Annotated in this window: 16 protein-coding genes and 2 pseudogenes; 13 read left to right on the plus strand and 5 right to left on the minus strand. The window is 38.6% G+C overall.

The features are described from left to right. Positions 1 to 265 precede the first annotated feature (265 nt). The 13 genes and pseudogenes from JCM10519_RS16100 to JCM10519_RS16160 all read left to right on the plus strand — a co-directional run bounded on the left by JCM10519_RS16100 (position 266) and on the right by JCM10519_RS16160 (position 12,206). Positions 266 to 871 (plus strand): LytTR family DNA-binding domain-containing protein, encoded by a 606-nt coding sequence (locus tag JCM10519_RS16100; protein WP_347844528.1) that lies wholly within the window; start codon positions 266 to 268, stop codon positions 869 to 871. 818 nt (positions 872 to 1,689) lie between these two features. Further along, positions 1,690 to 2,472, plus strand: coding sequence for a radical SAM protein (locus JCM10519_RS16105; protein ID WP_054740426.1), 783 nt, complete (start codon positions 1,690 to 1,692; stop codon positions 2,470 to 2,472). Between the two features lie 119 nt (positions 2,473 to 2,591). Next, the gene (locus JCM10519_RS16110; RefSeq protein ID WP_054740428.1) at positions 2,592 to 3,041 is read left to right on the plus strand and encodes an SPASM domain-containing protein; all 450 of its coding nucleotides are present in this window, start codon (positions 2,592 to 2,594) and stop codon (positions 3,039 to 3,041) included. 42 nt (positions 3,042 to 3,083) lie between these two features. Further along, on the plus strand, positions 3,084 to 3,896 hold the full coding sequence (locus JCM10519_RS16115; protein ID WP_054740430.1) for a radical SAM protein: 813 nt from the start codon (positions 3,084 to 3,086) through the stop codon (positions 3,894 to 3,896). 26 nt (positions 3,897 to 3,922) lie between these two features. Next, the gene (locus JCM10519_RS16120; protein ID WP_054740432.1) at positions 3,923 to 4,459 is read left to right on the plus strand and encodes an SPASM domain-containing protein; all 537 of its coding nucleotides are present in this window, start codon (positions 3,923 to 3,925) and stop codon (positions 4,457 to 4,459) included. A 46-nt stretch (positions 4,460 to 4,505) separates the two neighbouring features. Beyond that, a complete protein-coding gene (locus tag JCM10519_RS16125; protein ID WP_054740434.1) occupies positions 4,506 to 6,839 on the plus strand; it encodes an FtsX-like permease family protein in 2,334 nt (777 codons plus the stop codon). Between the two features lie 14 nt (positions 6,840 to 6,853). Then, positions 6,854 to 7,150, plus strand: a complete 297-nt coding sequence (locus JCM10519_RS16130) for an ATP-binding cassette domain-containing protein (protein ID WP_054740436.1) — start codon at positions 6,854 to 6,856, stop codon at positions 7,148 to 7,150. Then, complete coding sequence (locus JCM10519_RS16135) at positions 7,134 to 7,592, plus strand: ATP-binding cassette domain-containing protein (RefSeq protein ID WP_054740438.1); 459 nt, start codon at positions 7,134 to 7,136, stop codon at positions 7,590 to 7,592. The genes JCM10519_RS16130 and JCM10519_RS16135 overlap by 17 nt, the downstream gene beginning before the upstream one ends. 251 nt (positions 7,593 to 7,843) lie before the next feature. Beyond that, on the plus strand, positions 7,844 to 8,389 hold the full coding sequence (locus tag JCM10519_RS16140; protein WP_347844462.1) for an ABC transporter transmembrane domain-containing protein: 546 nt from the start codon (positions 7,844 to 7,846) through the stop codon (positions 8,387 to 8,389). A gap of 16 nt (positions 8,390 to 8,405) precedes the next feature. Further along, a complete protein-coding gene (locus JCM10519_RS16145; RefSeq protein ID WP_347844529.1) occupies positions 8,406 to 9,284 on the plus strand; it encodes an ATP-binding cassette domain-containing protein in 879 nt (292 codons plus the stop codon). Between the two features lie 502 nt (positions 9,285 to 9,786). After that, a complete protein-coding gene (locus tag JCM10519_RS16150) occupies positions 9,787 to 9,966 on the plus strand; it encodes a hypothetical protein (protein ID WP_054740444.1) in 180 nt (59 codons plus the stop codon). A gap of 209 nt (positions 9,967 to 10,175) precedes the next feature. Next, positions 10,176 to 10,805 (plus strand): hypothetical protein, encoded by a 630-nt coding sequence (locus JCM10519_RS16155; RefSeq protein WP_054740446.1) that lies wholly within the window; start codon positions 10,176 to 10,178, stop codon positions 10,803 to 10,805. A gap of 14 nt (positions 10,806 to 10,819) precedes the next feature. Then, positions 10,820 to 12,206 (plus strand): annotated as a pseudogene (locus JCM10519_RS16160) (glycine--tRNA ligase). 106 nt (positions 12,207 to 12,312) lie between these two features. Here JCM10519_RS16160 and JCM10519_RS16165 read toward each other — a convergent pair. From JCM10519_RS16165 to JCM10519_RS16180, 5 genes and pseudogenes are all read right to left on the minus strand, one after another. After that, positions 12,313 to 12,774 carry a cupin domain-containing protein gene (locus JCM10519_RS16165; protein WP_054740448.1) on the minus strand — a complete coding sequence of 154 codons (462 nt, stop codon included), beginning with the start codon at positions 12,772 to 12,774 and terminating at the stop codon, positions 12,313 to 12,315. A 182-nt stretch (positions 12,775 to 12,956) separates the two neighbouring features. Beyond that, positions 12,957 to 13,910, minus strand: a complete 954-nt coding sequence (locus JCM10519_RS16170; protein WP_054740450.1) for a sugar ABC transporter permease — start codon at positions 13,908 to 13,910, stop codon at positions 12,957 to 12,959. Next, positions 13,907 to 14,296: a hypothetical protein gene (locus tag JCM10519_RS30825; protein WP_347844463.1), complete on the minus strand. Its 390-nt coding sequence runs from the start codon at positions 14,294 to 14,296 to the stop codon at positions 13,907 to 13,909. Before JCM10519_RS30825 ends, JCM10519_RS16170 begins: the two co-directional genes overlap by 4 nt. Further along, positions 14,196 to 15,017, minus strand: coding sequence for an ABC transporter permease (locus JCM10519_RS16175; protein WP_347844464.1), 822 nt, complete (start codon positions 15,015 to 15,017; stop codon positions 14,196 to 14,198). The genes JCM10519_RS30825 and JCM10519_RS16175 overlap by 101 nt, the downstream gene beginning before the upstream one ends. Continuing rightward, positions 15,014 to 16,549 (minus strand): annotated as a pseudogene (locus JCM10519_RS16180) (ABC transporter ATP-binding protein). Before JCM10519_RS16180 ends, JCM10519_RS16175 begins: the two are co-directional and overlap by 4 nt. Positions 16,550 to 16,600 lie beyond the last annotated feature (51 nt).

Genomic DNA, 16,600 nt, shown 5'->3' on the forward strand with positions numbered 1-16,600 from the left:
AGCATAAAAACTGGGAAGGGAGTATTGATATTTTATTCTCAAATTTATATAATAAATTATGGATATATGTAGGTTGCAAAGTGAATTTTAAATCAGGCGGAAGAGATTTTTAAGATATTTAAAGGGGTTGAGTTTGGTATGATTAAAGTTGCTGTTTGTGATGATGATATTAAATTTACAGGCGATTTTGAGAATATAATCTGCCAGATGTTGAGGGAACATCAAATTATGGGCGGTATAGAAGTGTTTTTTTAATGGAAAAAGTCTGGTGAGAAATATATGTGATGAAAGAGTGAAGTATGATTTAATCTTTCTGGATATTGAGATGAAGGACATGGATGGCATAACAGCAGCCAGAAAGATTCGTGAAGCAGACGAAATTGTGTTGATTATTTTCGTTACCAGTCATACATCCTATGCGATTGAAGCATATGACGTCCAACCTTTTCAGTTTCTGGTGAAACCTGTAGAAAAAGAGGTTTTATATAAATACTTTGCCAAGGCATATGAGAAGATCATTTCATGGGACAGTTATTTTCGATATAAATATGGGAAAGATTTCTTTCAGATTTCAGTAAAGGATATCTTGTATTTTCAAAGTAAGAGGCGTGTTATTTTCATATATAAAACGGATGGAAGCGTTGTTAAATATTATGAAAAACTTAATGAACTTGAAGTAAGGTTAAAGATGTCAAAAATAGACTTTTGGCGTATACATCAATCTTATTTGGTAAATATAAGGCATGTTGTGAGGAAATCTTATGACCAGATTGAGTTGATTGATGGAAAAGTGTTGTTTATCAGCGAAGATAGGAGAAGAGAAATTGATGAACTTTATTGGAATAAGATAGAAGGGGATTTTTTTCTTTGAGATCTTACGCAGGAGGATTTCGCTTTAAACGTTTTATTTCGCGTTGCGTTTGTTCCTGTTGCGTGGTTGCAGTTGTATTGATCATATCAAAAGATTTTGTTCCATCTCAATTGGTATCATTAGCTGTTACTATGGTATGTTTATGGACAATCCGTAAATTTGCGCCTGTGACAATGGAGAAACAGATAGTTGATGATGCTGAAACGGTCTTTTTTTCCTGTCAGAGAAACCGGATTATATTGGGAATCATAGTTTTGGAAGTTGTCAAAAGGAACAGGTTGTGATTTCAATTTCGCATAAATGCATAAAACAATATGAATATTTGTTTAAGGGCAAGGACTTGTTACAGTGGTTCTTGCCTGTTTTATATTGTAAAAATTAATAATAGAATTTTTTTCAAGAGAAAGTTCCATCATTTGCAGAAAAAAATTACATGGTGCGGTTCAGGATATATCAATTTGTTAAAATGTAATCATAAAGCAAAAGGTAAAATCAATATTTGAAATTAAAAATAATTGTGGTTTTAATATTTTGATTTGACAGATAACGTACATAATTGTGATAAAGGGCTAGAATAATCTGTCAAATTTGAAATAAATATGCACATTGTACAAGGAGGTGAAGGCTATGACTATTATTAGAGAAGGAAAAGATATGCAGAATGTTAAGGTTGATGAGAATTTGGAATGCGCAAACTTTGGTTTCTGCTGTAGAGGAGCTGTTTGTGCATAGGTCATGACAGAAAATAAGTGGTGGAAGGTGAGTAGAATGAGTATTTTCCTTCTGCCACTTGTTTTTCAATTGAAAGGAGGGCACATGTGAAATATATATCCAGTTATTATAATTTCCAGGTTACAAGAAATGATGGAACATTATTACTATATAATACCAGAACGGGCAGTCTGATATTTATTGATAAGATTGAATCTGCAGAAAAAGTAAAAGAAATGTTGAATGAGCCTGATAAGTATCTGGAAACTGATGACTTTAATGTACTACGAGATAATGGATTTATTATTTTAAAAGACTGCGATGAGATACATGAAGTTGCGAAAGGATTCAGTCTGGTAAATAACAGTAAATCAAGTCTTTCAATTACCATATTGCCAACAATGTATTGTAATTTTAATTGTCCTTATTGTTTTGTTGTAGAAGATGGCAAATTCACATCAATGAAACAGAGAATATACAATGCCATATATAATCTGATACTCAGGTATATAAAGAATTATTCTGATAAAATAACAGTTACAATTGGCTGGTTCGGTGGTGAACCTATGCTGTGTGTAAAAGATATGGAAAATTTTATGAACCGCCTGATTGAACTTGAAAAAGAATATAATAACATTACGTTGCATGGAAAGATTGTGACTAATGGATTTTTTTTGAACTATGATAATTTTTTACGGTTATATGAAGCTGGAATTAAAAATTTCCAGGTAACATTAGACGGAGATAAAGAAAATCACGATAAATTAAGAACACTTAAAGATGGTAATCCTACATTCGATATTATTTATAAAAATTTACTTTCTATAAAAAGTGATTGTAAATATGAAGATTTTTTTAATATCTCTGCGGGGAAATTTTTTGCGGAGTAATATTAAATCTATGAAGCAATTAGCCAAAAAAATGATTGTTGATTTTAAAGGGGATGAAAGATTTAATCTTTCATTCAGACCCGTTGTAGATTTTTCCATAAAAAAAGAATAAGCATGGGGTGGCAAAAGATGATTATTGTAACAAACAGGAGTCTGTTAAAATTCAGGAAAAATTATTTAGTGATATGCAGGGATATGGAAATAAAGGAAACAGAATGTTTAATCCATTGCCATATCCTATTAATAAATGGTGCAATGTGAATAAGCAAAATTCTTTTATTTTCAATCCTGATGGATTGGTTTTTGCATGTGATTCTGTGTTGAGTGATAAAAGAGAAGCTATTGGCGTGATTCAAGAGGATGGAACCATTGCGTATAATGAAAAAAAATCTGTATGGAGAAATAGTATTTTTCAATCAGATAAGTATGGCAAGTGTCAAAAATGTAAAATATTGCCGGTTTGTCTCGGAGGCTGTACCCGTCAGCGCCTGATAGCTGGCAAAGGGGTTTGTACATGGACACCTGAAATAATTACTGAATCCTTGATGAAATATAGCGAGAAGATATAAGGTAAAACATATTAAGTGAAAAAGAAAACAGGAGTGAAGAATATGAGTGAAACCAGCGTAAAATATAAACAGAGCCGATATAATTTTTGCGAGATGTATGAGGGGAAAATGATATTATATAGTACTAAAACAGGAGCTGTTGGCATTATCGAACCAGATAAAGTAATGGATTATCAGCAAATATTAAGTAATCCTGATAATAAAGAAAAAAATCCTGAAATTGCTTTGCAACTTTTACAACAGGGATTTCTCGTATCAGAAAATACGGATGAACTTGCACAAATTAAGACATGGCATGAACGAGCTATGAAATTTCCTAATTACATACAGGTAACTCTTTTACCAGATGAAAGCTGTAATTTTAATTGCCCATATTGTTTTATTTATACCCATCGCAACATAGCAATGAACCAACCAACCTATGATGCAGTTTATAAATATATTGAAAAATGCTGTAAAAATGCAGAAGAGACAATGTATCTGACTTTAGGATGGTTTGGTGGTGAACCATTATTGGCTATAGAAAAAATAATTGAATTTATGAATCGATTAAATACGTTGAAAGAAAGGTATCCTTTGGTTATTACAGCAAATATTATAACAAATGGTTATTTGCTTTCATATGAAAACTTTGTTAGATTAGTATCGGCTGGGGTGACTGGTTATCAGGTAACAATAGATGGATATCCTGAAGTTCATAATAAGCTGCGTCCATTAAGAAATGGAACACCCACCTATGAAACAATTTATCATAATTTATTAGAAATTGCACAAAAAACGAAAGGCTCAGATATATATTATAAATTCGCCATACGAGTTAATTTTTTTAAAAGAAAATCAAGACTTATTAACTAAATTTGTTGATAAATTACTGGAAGATTTTGGAGATCATAAGCGCTTTTAAACTTTATTTCAGACCAATTTATTACTTTGAGACTGATCGCGATGACATTAATGCGATTCTTGATAAACTTTGTTCAAAAGAAGAAGGAATAGAACTTCAAAATTCTCTGGAATTTAGAGTAATGGAGAAAAGGGGAGAGATAGGAGATAGAAGATTAGCTGACCCATTGCCTATGCCGGCACTTTCATGGTGTGGAACAGAATGGTACCATTCGTTTATAGTAGGTGCAGATGGTTCTTTATTTTTTTGTGATACTATGTCAGATAAAAAGCAGGCGGCAGGGCATATCAGTGAAGATGGGGATTTGATAATTGAAAAGGGAATGGAGGTATGGAAGGGATCAGTATTTGATGAAACTAATACATTGGCAAATTGCTTTCCATGCAGGCTGTTTCCCATATGTCTGGGAGGATGCCGTAGAAACCGTGTCGAAACCGGAAAACCAGAATGTTTTTGGACAGAGGAGCAAATAAGAAAGTCTATGAGGGATTATGTAACTGTCAAACATTCATGAAGATATCCGGACATTAGCTGATCTGAAAATAAAGGAATGTGATTAAATGATAAAAAAATTGCTTTTAGGGGAATTGAAAAAGAAGAAAACACAGACAATTGCAATGATTTTAATGCTTGGATTCACTTTATCATTTCTTCTTGTCAGCATCCTGTTGATTTATTCATCAACAGGATTGATTAAAGATTTTGTCAATATGAGCAACATGCATTCGGTGCTTATATGGAAAAATTATGAGAAAGAAGACAATGAGAAATTAAATAGATTAAAGAAAGGCATATCTTATGTGGATAATGTAAAAAACTACGATGTAGTTTCTGTTGAAAGTAATCATATTACCTTCAATAATGGAGAAAAAGTTCCGGATTCGATTTCCTGTTTTCTTATCCCTTTTGATGATGAATATAATAAGATTTATTCTATTTACAAAAATGAAGACATTATTTTATCTATGGGTGAAATTGCTGTTCCGGTTTATTTGGCAAAGGGCTTGGGACTTGGAATTAATGACAGGATGAGTATTGACATTAACAACAGATCATTTGACTTTACTGTGAAGTATATTTTTAAGGATGCACTGTTTGGCAGTGAGTACATATCTACGAAACGGCTGGTTATTGGGGAAAGTGATATGATGAATATTCTGACGGTGTGTCAGCCGGAAAATCATTGCTCATTTATAGGTGTCAATTTAAATGAAGGTGATAAAACATCAGCTTTAATTTCAGCCTTCACAGAATATGATATACCAATTATTTTTAGCCTTGACAGGAATTTAATTATGCAGATATATGGGGCATCTAATGGAATTATTGCTGTTTTATTTCTTGTTGTAGCGTTATTTATTGGCATAATTTTCTTTCTCGTTCAACGTTATTCCATTCATACTACGGTTGAAGATGAGTATTTGTATATTGGAATGATGAAAGCAATTGGTTTTCGGAATAAACAGATTATTTCCATTTATTTTAATAAGTATATGTTTATTAATATTTGTGGATTGTGCCTGGGCGCTGGATTGGGAGCTGTCTGCTCCAGACTGTTTCTTGGTAATTATTTTCAGATGATCGTTGTGGAAAGCTGGTTAAAGACTGCTGCTGTTGCATGTGTGTGTATCGTATTTACAGGTACTGGATATATGGCTGTCTCCTGGTTATACTTACGGCGTATTCGTGGTTTATCTCCAATAGAAATAAAAAAAGGAGGAGAAACCAGGAACAATATGCCATGTCTTCATCTATCATTTCGAAATGCATCACAGTTCCGTGCCCTCCTTGTCCTTGCAATCAATGATTTGATTCAGAATTTCAGGCACTTTATAAAAATAACAGCAACACTTATGCTTTGTTTTGCTTTGCTGGTATCGGTTGGAAATCTTAAAAACACGATTGCCGGTGATGGGTTTTTAAAATATTTTGGATTGACAGTGGGAGATCTCTATTGTGATTTACAGATTGAGGATCATCAGACAGATAAAATAAAAGAGAAGGTTGCTCAGTTGAATGAGGAATTGAAGAACAATCATGAAAAGGCTGTTTTGGGAATTGATTTTTATGCAGATAGCCGAATTGTTGATAGCAGTGGCGTTTCTTCCACTATAACAGCATTAAAATCAGCCGCATCAACGGAAGATTTTCGTTATATCAGGGGGAGTGCGCCTAAAGCGGAATATGAGATAGGATTGACAAACGTGTTGGCACAAAGATATGGATTGGATATTGGTGATAGGATTACCATGGAAGTAGAAGGAAGGGCTGGAGAATATAAAATCACTGCGGTTAACCAGGCCTTATACAACATGGGAGAAATCATATTGTTATCTGATAATTATCAGATTAAAAGTGAACGAATTACCTGTCAGGTGATTGCGTTTATTGATGCCCGGGATAAAAATGCTGAGATTGCGCATTTGCAGAATAAATATGAGTATATGAGAGGTCTTACAGCAAGAGAAGTTATTGATAAATTCACCGGAAACATGATTGAACAGATTATATTGGCAATCGATGTTTTAATGTTGTTTGTTTTTCTCTTTGCTGCCATTGTACTTATTTTATTTAATAAAATGTTATGTTTTAAAGATAGTTTTGCATTGCGGCAGTTATATGACATTGGAGCAGATAATTATTTCCTGTTCTGCTATCAGTTGATAAAAGTTACTGTGCTTATCCTTATGTCTGTTTTATCAGGTACATTGTGTGCGGTATCATTGGGACGCCTGGCAGTTGTAAAACTGTTTTCAATCACCGGTCTGGCAAGATTTATTCTTGTGACTGAACCATTTCAGTCATTTGTAATTCTTCCGTTTAATTTTCTGATACTTACTATATTCATAACAGCAGTTACACAAGGGCGATTTATAAAAAAAGCATTCTTTTAAAAAGGAGAACTGATATGGGGAAAAGTATTTTGAAAACGGTGAAACTGTCAAAGTCTTATGGGATTGCGCAGATATTGAATGATATTAATTTTAATTTGAACCAGGGGGATTATGTGGCGGTTATGGGACCGTCGGGAGCTGGAAAATCCACATTTATGCATATGATAAGCGGTATGGATAGACCGACTTCCGGTCAGGTTTATATTGGGGAAAATGAACTTGCAGGAATGAATGATAAAGAGATTGCTGATTTAAGGCTAAAAAAAGATTGGCATGGTATTTCAGCAGCCATCTTTGCTGCCTACTCTTAATCTAATTGATAATATCATACTTCCCGCCTACCTGCTTCATGAGGAACCGGCAGTAATTATTTACGAAAGAGCTGTGAAACTCTTAACATTGTTTGGAATGGCAGATAAAGAGAAGGCGTCCGTAAATACGTTATCCGGCGGTCAGATGCAGAGGGGATGTATTGCAAGAGCATTGATTAATAATCCCTCTATGCTTTTTGCAGATGAACCCACGGGAGCTTTAAATTCATCTGCAACAAATCAGATATTACAGGTGTTAAAAACGGTAAATAATAATGGTACAGCAATTCTTATGGTGACCCATGATATAAAGGTTGCGGCAAAGGCAAAGAAGATTGTGTATTTTTTTGACGGAACTATAAAAGAGCAGTTTATATTTGAAAAAGACATAAAACAAAGTGACAGGGAAAAATATATTATGGACTTAATAGAACGGTTTTAATGGAGGTTTCATATGGACCGATACATAAAAAAACATTTTGCTGTTTATGCAGTTACTGTTGCGATGGGAATGATTTTTGCAGCTGTTAATATTTATATTGCTTTTTTTGCTTAATCAGGTCATTGATGTAGTTATGGAAAGGGATTTTTCCGCTTTTTTTCATATAATAGGCAAGACAATATTGTATTTTATCTGCATAACGGTTTGCCATTACCTGTATCTGTTTTTCGTTAAGCTTACAATTAAAAAAAGTGCTTAGAGATTTACGGTATGATGTTTTTAAAGGAGTATTAAGCAGGAGTTATCATGATTTCCATTCCGTGAATACGGCAGATTATATTTCGGCAATTACAAATGACATAAATATATTAGAGGAATCGTATTTCACGCCATTCTTGTATGGGATACAGCAGGTTTGCATATTTTCAGGAGCATTAATTGCTCTTTTAAGCCTGAGTCTGGCCATTACTTTTTGCCTGATTCTCTGTGTAGTGCTGGCAATGTTTTTTCCGGGCTTATACAGTAAGGTACTGCAGAAAAAGCAAAGAGATTATTCCTGTCAGCTAAGCAGTTTTACAAAGGTTTCTAAGGATTATTATAATGGATTTGAAGTGATAAAATCTTTTGGTCTCGTTCCTGTTTTTTTGCAGAAATTTTATATTGATAACAAATTGCTGGCAAGTGTGAAAATGAAAAAAGACAATGCTTTCAATTTCAACGAAAGCATATCTTTTTTCTTTTCATTTTTTTTCTCAACTGCTGATATTACTTTTTGGTGCGTATCTTATTTTATCTGACCACATTACTATGGGGATGCTCGTTGCGATCATTCAGTTAAGTGGTAATTTTGTAAATCCAATATCGAACATCATGCAGGCATTTAGTAAAGTAAAAAGCACTTGTCCTATACGAGATAAATTGACTGAGTATGCGGGCTGTTTCAGGGAGAATCAAGCAAGGCATGACAGATTTGTTTTCCGTGACAAAATTATTCTGCATAATGTAAGTTTTTGCTATGGGGATAACTGTAATTTTCATCTTCAATCCATTAATTTATCAATCAAAAAAGGCGGAAAATATGCAATCATCGGCGCAAGCGGAAGCGGTAAAAGTACGCTTGTCAATCTTATCACAGGCCGTGAAAATAATTATACGGGTGAAATACTGATTGATAATATACCTGCAAGCGCGATTAATGAGATAACACGGAATGAGCTGATTGCAGTCAATCATCAGGATATTTTTCTTTTTGAAGGGACAGTTAAGGATAATATTACTCTTTTCAGGGATTACAGAAAAGAACAGTTGGATGCTGCTCTTATAAAAAGCGGTGTAATGAAATTTTTACCGGAATTAAATGAATCGATAGATACTTATGTAGGTGAGAATGGCAATAAATTGTCGGGCGGGCAAAAACAAAGAATCGCATTAGCAAGATCATTTCTTCAGGAAAAGCAAATACTGATTCTTGATGAAGCAACTTCAGCAATTGATATGGAAACAGGATTTGAAGTTGAAAATGAGCTTCTTCATGATTCTGGTTTGACGTTGATTACAATTACACATCGGTTGTCCTCTGAATTACTTTCGCAGTATGACCAGATTTTTTTATTAGAGAAGGGAACCATTATAGGGACAGGAAGTTATGAAGACGTAATGAATCATAAGAGTATGTCAGGACTCTCTTGTTAAATTCCAATATTGGAAAGGATAGAGTTGTAAAGATAGTTTATGAAATTGTGTTATTTTGCAATCTCATTTGATTTTTCTGTATGGTTCTATCCGTTTTTAGCTAGTGAAATTTTCTGAAATGAATTACATGGAAAAGAAAGAAAATTTATTATAAGCCAAAATATTTATAGATATTTATAGGATAAAAGGAAAGTACCGTGATAATCCCATTTGTGGTTGCATGACAGCGGGTTTTTTTGCCCTGCTGTGCACATGTTGGTTTAAAAGTAATTGATGGCACGCTCCACAATCGTTCTGATTTTATAGAGAGAATTCCATTTTTTTGAGTCTAGTTGAATGCCGGGAAACATGCGGAAACCGATAGTGGCTCATCAGAGTATACAATTATGGAGATACAAAATTAAAAATGCTTGATGGAAAAATTATTATATAATTGGTATACCTCCCCCTGCGATTATGAAAATATATTTTATTTTTATAATATCTCCATATTCAGCATATAATGGACGTTACCTTTATCGCAACGGAATCCATTTTGCACCATGATTGGTGGCTTATGGGACAGACCTCTCTTTTAATGTTTTCCATATATGGCTGCGGAGCGCTTTTAGGTCCCATTGGAAATCTCATTGACTGGCGGGTGAATTCCGGTTCAGGATCGTGGCAAAGAAAGCGGAACTGACCATCTGGTATGTCTTTTTTTACATGGCTCTATCCGTTTTTTTAGATAGCATAATTGTCTGAAATAAATTACCTGGATAAGAAAGAAGATTTTTCATGATAAAAGGAAAATATTTACATGATAAAAGGAAAGTACCTTGATAATCCCATTTGTGTTTGTTATAATAGACCAATATTGCTGTAATGGTTTTATTGGTAGGAGGGAAATTCATGAAAAAAAAGAAAGCCGTTCTGGCCGTTTTTCTGGCTGCCGGAGTGCTGACAGGCTGCTTAGGCAGGAGTGGCGGCGGCACCTTGAATTCGGAGAGCAGCAGAATTTATGTAACGGAAGAAGGAACCCTTCAGACCGCGACGGTGGAAACCTATGCGGATCAGGATTACTATCGTGCAGATGAATTAAAAGCCTATCTGGAAGAAGCCGTTTCCAGATATAACGAGTCCCATGGTCAGGGAGCAGTGACCCTGGATACCTGTACTCTGGAAAAGGGGAATGCCAGAATGGTTTTCCGCTATGGGTCAGGAAGTGATCTGGTGGGCTTTTCCGCTGAGTATGAGGATGAAGAAAACCAGGTAGATTCCATTTCTGTGACCCCTTTGTCCGATGTATTAGGGCAGAGTGAGTCAGAAGGAGTGACTTTTGTGAAGGCCTCTGATGGGAAACAGGCAGAAAAAAAAGCTTTATCCAGTAAAGGGGAGTGCTTCGCCGTTGTTGTGGAGGCTAAACAGCCGGTGACAATACAAACCCAGGGAAAACTTTTATTTGTTTCCAATAATGTAGATATAAAGGATCACTATACCGTTCAGACAGCGCAAGGGAAAAATTACATCATTTTTAAATAAGAGAGGTTAAGATCATGGAAAAGACAATGGAAAAGATTGTGGGACTTGCAAAATCAAGAGGATTTGTATATCCTGGCTCCGAAATTTACGGCGGCCTTGCAAATACCTGGGACTACGGCAACTTAGGCGTGGAACTGAAGAACAATGTAAAAAAAGCATGGTGGCAGAAATTTATTCAGGAAAGCCCCTATAACGTGGGCGTGGACTGTGCCATTTTGATGAATTCCCAGACCTGGGTCGCTTCCGGACACTTAGGCGGCTTTTCCGACCCGCTGATGGACTGCAAGGCATGCAAGGAGCGTTTCCGCGCAGATAAACTGATTGAAGATTACATGTCTGAAAACAATATCACCATCGAAGGCTCTGTAGATGCCTGGTCCCAGGAAGACATGAAAACCTATATCGATGAGAAGAACATCTGCTGCCCAAGCTGCGGAAAGCATGATTTTACGGATATCCGTCAATTCAACCTGATGTTTAAAACCTTCCAGGGAGTAACAGAGGATGCCAAAAACACTGTATACTTAAGGCCAGAGACAGCCCAGGGTATTTTGTAAACTTTAAGAACGTACAGAGAACCTCCCGCAAGAAAATTCCTTTTGGAATCGGACAGGTAGGAAAATCCTTCCGTAACGAGATCACTCCAGGAAACTTCACCTTCCGTACCAGGGAATTTGAGCAGATGGAGCTGGAATTTTTCTGTGAGCCGGATACGGATCTGGAATGGTTCGCATACTGGAAAGAGTTCTGCATCAACTGGCTGAAGACCCTGGGAATCAAAGAAGACGAGATGCGTGTCAGGATCATGAGAAGGAAGAGCTTTCTTTCTACAGTAAGGCAACCTCTGACATTGAATTCCTGTTCCCATTCGGCTGGGGCGAGTTATGGGGAATTGCAGACAGAACAGATTATGACTTAACCCAGCACCAGAATACTTCCGGTCAGGATTTGACATATTTTGACGATGAAAAGAAGGAGCGGTACATTCCCTACGTGATAGAGCCTTCTCTGGGAGCTGACCGTGTGACCCTTGCATTCCTTTGTGCCGCTTATGATGAAGAGGAGATCGCAGAAGGAGATGTGCGTACTGTGCTTCACTTCCATCCTGCCATTGCTCCTGTTAAGATCGGTGTGCTGCCTCTTTCCAAAAAGCTCAATGAAGGCGCGGAAAAGGTGTATGAAGAGCTTTGCAAATACTATAACTGCGAATTCGATGACAGAGGCAATATCGGAAAGCGTTATAGAAGACAGGATGAGATCGGTACCCCGTTCTGCGTTACCTATGACTTTGATTCCGAGGAGGACTTTGCAGTAACTGTCCGTGACCGTGATACCATGGACCAGGTGAGAGTTCCCATTGCAGAGCTGAAAAGTTATTTTGAGGATAAGTTCCGTTTCTAAATATGATCCTTTCCCTTTGACGGGCAGCAGCCCGTGGGATTTATAAAAAAGTGCAGGAAGAGGCAAAACCTCTTTCCTGCATCTTTTTATTTCACTGTTATTCCCCTTATTTTGAATTATCCATTTTCCAATGTACCGCTCCAAAGGGCTGTACGACGGGAGAATAAATGGTAAAAAGCTTTAAGGCATCTTCCCCTGTATTTATGAGATTGTGCCAGGTATTCGCCGGTATGATAATGGCACATTTGTCATTTACAGGCTCCTGGAAAGTAAGATTATAGGGACTGTCTCCCATAAGAAGCAGCCCTTCTCCCGTTTCTATGCGTATAAACTGATCCATCTCCGGATTGTTTTCCAGACCTGTCTCCCCGTTTACAGGAATGCTCATGAGGGCAAGCTGCATGTGGTTCCCGGTCCAGCGGGTTGTGAGAAAGGTGGGGTTCCGGAGAGTATCATGGACAATGTTGAGGACCAGCGGAGCCGGCCCGTAGTCATTTATATCCCAGGTAAGATAAGTATTGTCCGATACGCAGTTAGAATGGCTGACATTGCAGCTATATGACATCATTAGACTCACTCTTTTCGTGCATTGTAGTGTATTATATGGCTTTGTCTTTTCCCAGTGACTGATATCAGGAGAAATCAGGAATTTCCCCGTAAACAGGAAGAACACAGACAGCAGGATAAAAAAAGTGACAGCCTCAAAAAAGAAGATCCATACTTTCTTTTTGAGGCTGTCATTTTCTGTTTTTATCTTTGTCCCTTATCGTAAGGAATACCCTCTGCCTTTGGAGCCTGAGAGTTTCTGGAAGTGAAGATCAGCACGATCAGGGTGATGATATAAGGCACCATTTTATAGAAGTAGCTTGGAATGCCCATTGCGCTTAAGAACGGGATTCCGGAATAAGCGGATGCGATAGCCTTCATGAGCCCGAAGAAAAGGGAGGCAAGCATGATATTGACCGGCTTCCACTGGCCAAAGATCAAAACAGCCAGAGCCAGGAAGCCGTATCCGGCTACGTCTGCGTTAAAATTGGTGGAGGTGGGAACCACAAAAACCAGTCCTCCAAGCCCGCCAAGTGCGCCGGAGATCAGTACGCCTGCATACTGCATCCGGTATACGTTAATTCCTGCGGAGTCGGCCGCCTGGGGATGCTCGCCGCAGGCCCGAAGCCTTAAACCAAACCTGGTTTTATAAAGGACAATGGCTGAAAGTAAAAAGATACCAATGCCAATATAAGTGGTGATATAAGCGTTCTGGAACAGGAGAGGACCGAAAAACGGGATTTTTCCCAATAACGGAACGGATATAATGCGGAAGGTGTTGGTAAACTGTACCTGCTGCACATTCTGAATAACACGGGCCACGAAAATGGCAAAGGCGGGAGCAAACATATTTAATGCCGTACCGCTGATTACCTGATTGGACTTCATGTTGATGGACGCGTAAGCGTGGAACAGGGAAAATACCATACCGGTTGCCATGGAAATCAGCACCGCAATGATGAGCTGGAGCTGCCCAGTCATGGAGCCGCCTGTAAAATGAATGAACAGGATTCCGGTAAAGGCTCCCATGGTCATGATTCCTTCCAGAGCGATATTAATGATGCCGCTTCGTTCGGAGAACATGGCTCCCAGAGCCACGATCATGAGAGGAATCATGAAATACATGGTCTGCTGGAAAATAAAATAAACTACGTTCATGATTTCGTCCCTCCTTCCTTTGTGCTTTCAGCTTTTTCATCTTTCTGCCTGTGGATTTTAGAAAGAATGGTCTTTACCATAAGGGCAAAGGCGCTGAAATAGATGATGACCGCTACAATGATGTCAATGATTTCCGTTGAAAATTCAAATAGCTGCAGGTAAAAGCCTCCGGCTGTTAAGTATGCAATAAAGATGCCGGAGAAGAGAACTCCGATGGGGTTGCTTAAGCCCAGCAATGCAACGGAAATACCGGTAAAGCCTTCCGATGCCAGCACGTCCTTGATTTCAATGTGCTTTCCGGTGCCGGCCAGATACAAAAGCCCTCCGGCAAGTCCTGCAATGGCTCCTGCGATCACCATGGACAGGATGATGCTCTTTTTTTTCATTGATGCCGGCATATTTACTGGCATCCCGGTTAAAGCCCACAGCCTTTAATTCATAGCCAAAGGTGGTTTTGTTAAGGAGAAGCCAGATCAGAATTACCGTAAGGATTGCAATGAGGATTCCCCCGTTTACGCTGGAGCCTGGGAATATCTTATCCAGCCCCATCTTCGGGATGTTAGCTGTTGCAGCCACATTCCTGGACTCATTGCGCAGGTTGTTAAATAAGGGCTTATAGCTTTTTACGATCCAGTTTACCAGATACATGCCGATATAATTCATCATAATAGAGGCGATTACCTCATTTACGTTAAAATAAGCCTTTAAAAGTCCTGGAACAAGGCCCCATACGGCGCCCAGGATGATGCTTGCAAGAAGGGCAACTACCCAGTGGGCCGGCCCTAAGGATGTCCAGAGGATTCCTACATAGACAGCACCAAATCCCCCCATGATGAACTGGCCGGGAGTTCCGATGTTAAAAAGCCCTGTCTTAAAGGCAAATCCCACGGAAAGACCGGTGAGGATGATGGGTGTCGCATAGTAAAATACCTGTCCTACGCCTTTGGCTCCATGGGTAAATGCACCTGATAAAATGGTTGCAAATCCGGGAAGAGCCTGCTTCGGATTGCAGAGGAACAAAATGATCAGGCCTACGATCAATCCAAGTATAATGGCAAAGATGGAAGAGAGAATTCCTGTATGGTCCTTTATCTGTTTCGGTTTCATGATTTGCCACCTTCTTTCTTTGCGCCTGCCATATAAAGACCCAGTTCCTGAACCGTGACGTTCTTGGGGTTTAAGTCGGCTACGATTCCGCCTTCAAACATGACCAGAATCCGGTCGCTTAAATTCATGACTTCATCTAATTCCAGGGATACTAAGAGAATAGCTGCTCCGGCATCTCTTTGTTTTACAAGCTGTCGGTGGATGTATTCAATAGCCCCCACGTCCAAGCCGCGGGTTGCTGAACAGCCAGAAGGATATCGGGAGCCTTAGAGATCTCTCTTGCCACAATGGCCTTTTGCTGGTTTCCGCCGGACATGCTGCGGGCTGTGGTAAAGGGACCTTCGCTGCTTCTTATGTCGTAATCCTGGATCAGCTTTTCTGCGTATTCATAAATCTTGTCATTTTTTTAAGAAGGTACTGCTTTGGAAGTCCTTTTCAAAATACTGCTGAAGGACCAGGTTATAAGCCAGGTTATAATCCAGGACAAGGCCGTGTTTGTGCCGGTCCTCCGGTATATGGGATAATCCATGGGTATTTTTGTAACGGATGCTCTTTTTTGTCACGTCTTCCCCATTGATGGTAACGGTACCGGTGCTCATATCGGAAATGCCGGTAATCGCATGGATAAGCTCTGTCTGGCCGTTGCCGTCGATTCCGGCAATACATACGATTTCCCCTTTTTTTACCTTAAAGGAGACATCATGGACCAGTTTTTTTGTCTGGCCTTCTCTTTTGGCTTCTACGGAAAGATCCTTTACTTCCAGCACAACATCTCCGGGCTTGGAAGGATTCTTGTCAACGGTCAGGTTCACCTTGCGGCCAACCATCATCTCTGACATTTCTTCGGGCGTTGTTTCTGCTACCTCTACCGTTCCAATATATTTACCGCGGCGCAGGACAGAACAGCGGTCCGCAACCGCCTTGATTTCATTGAGCTTGTGGGTGATAAACAGGATGGACTTGCCTTCCTTTACCAGATCTTTCATGATCTGCATCAGTTCTTCAATTTCCTGAGGGGTAAGAACCGCAGTGGGTTCGTCAAAAATCATGATTTCGTTGTCGCGATAAAGCATTTTCAAGATCTCGACCCTTTGCTGCATGCCAACGGTAATATCCGATATGATTGCATCCGGGTCCACGAATAATTTGTATTTCTCGCTTAAATCCATAACCTTTTTGCGGGCATCATCCATCTTTAAAAATCCACGTTTTGTTGTTTCAATGCCCAGAACAATATTCTGGAGCACAGTAAAATTCTCTACCAGCTTAAAATGCTGATGAACCATACCAATACCCAGGGCATTGGCATCTAAAGGCCCGGTGATTTTTTCTTCCTTGCCTCTGACCTTAATGACGCCTTTTTCCGGCTGGTACAGGCCGAATAAGACACTCATGAGCGTGGATTTTCCTGCGCCGTTTTCACCAAGCAGAGCAAGTATCTCGCCTTTCTTTAATTGCAGAGTGATGTCATCATTTGCGATGATACCAGGAAATTCTTTCGTGATGTGAAGCATCTCAATAATGTAGTCCATAAAATCCCCCTTAATTCGGTACCTATCTATGGGACCTGGTTAATAAAATAT

The organism is Clostridium sp. NkU-1 (genome assembly GCA_001312405.1).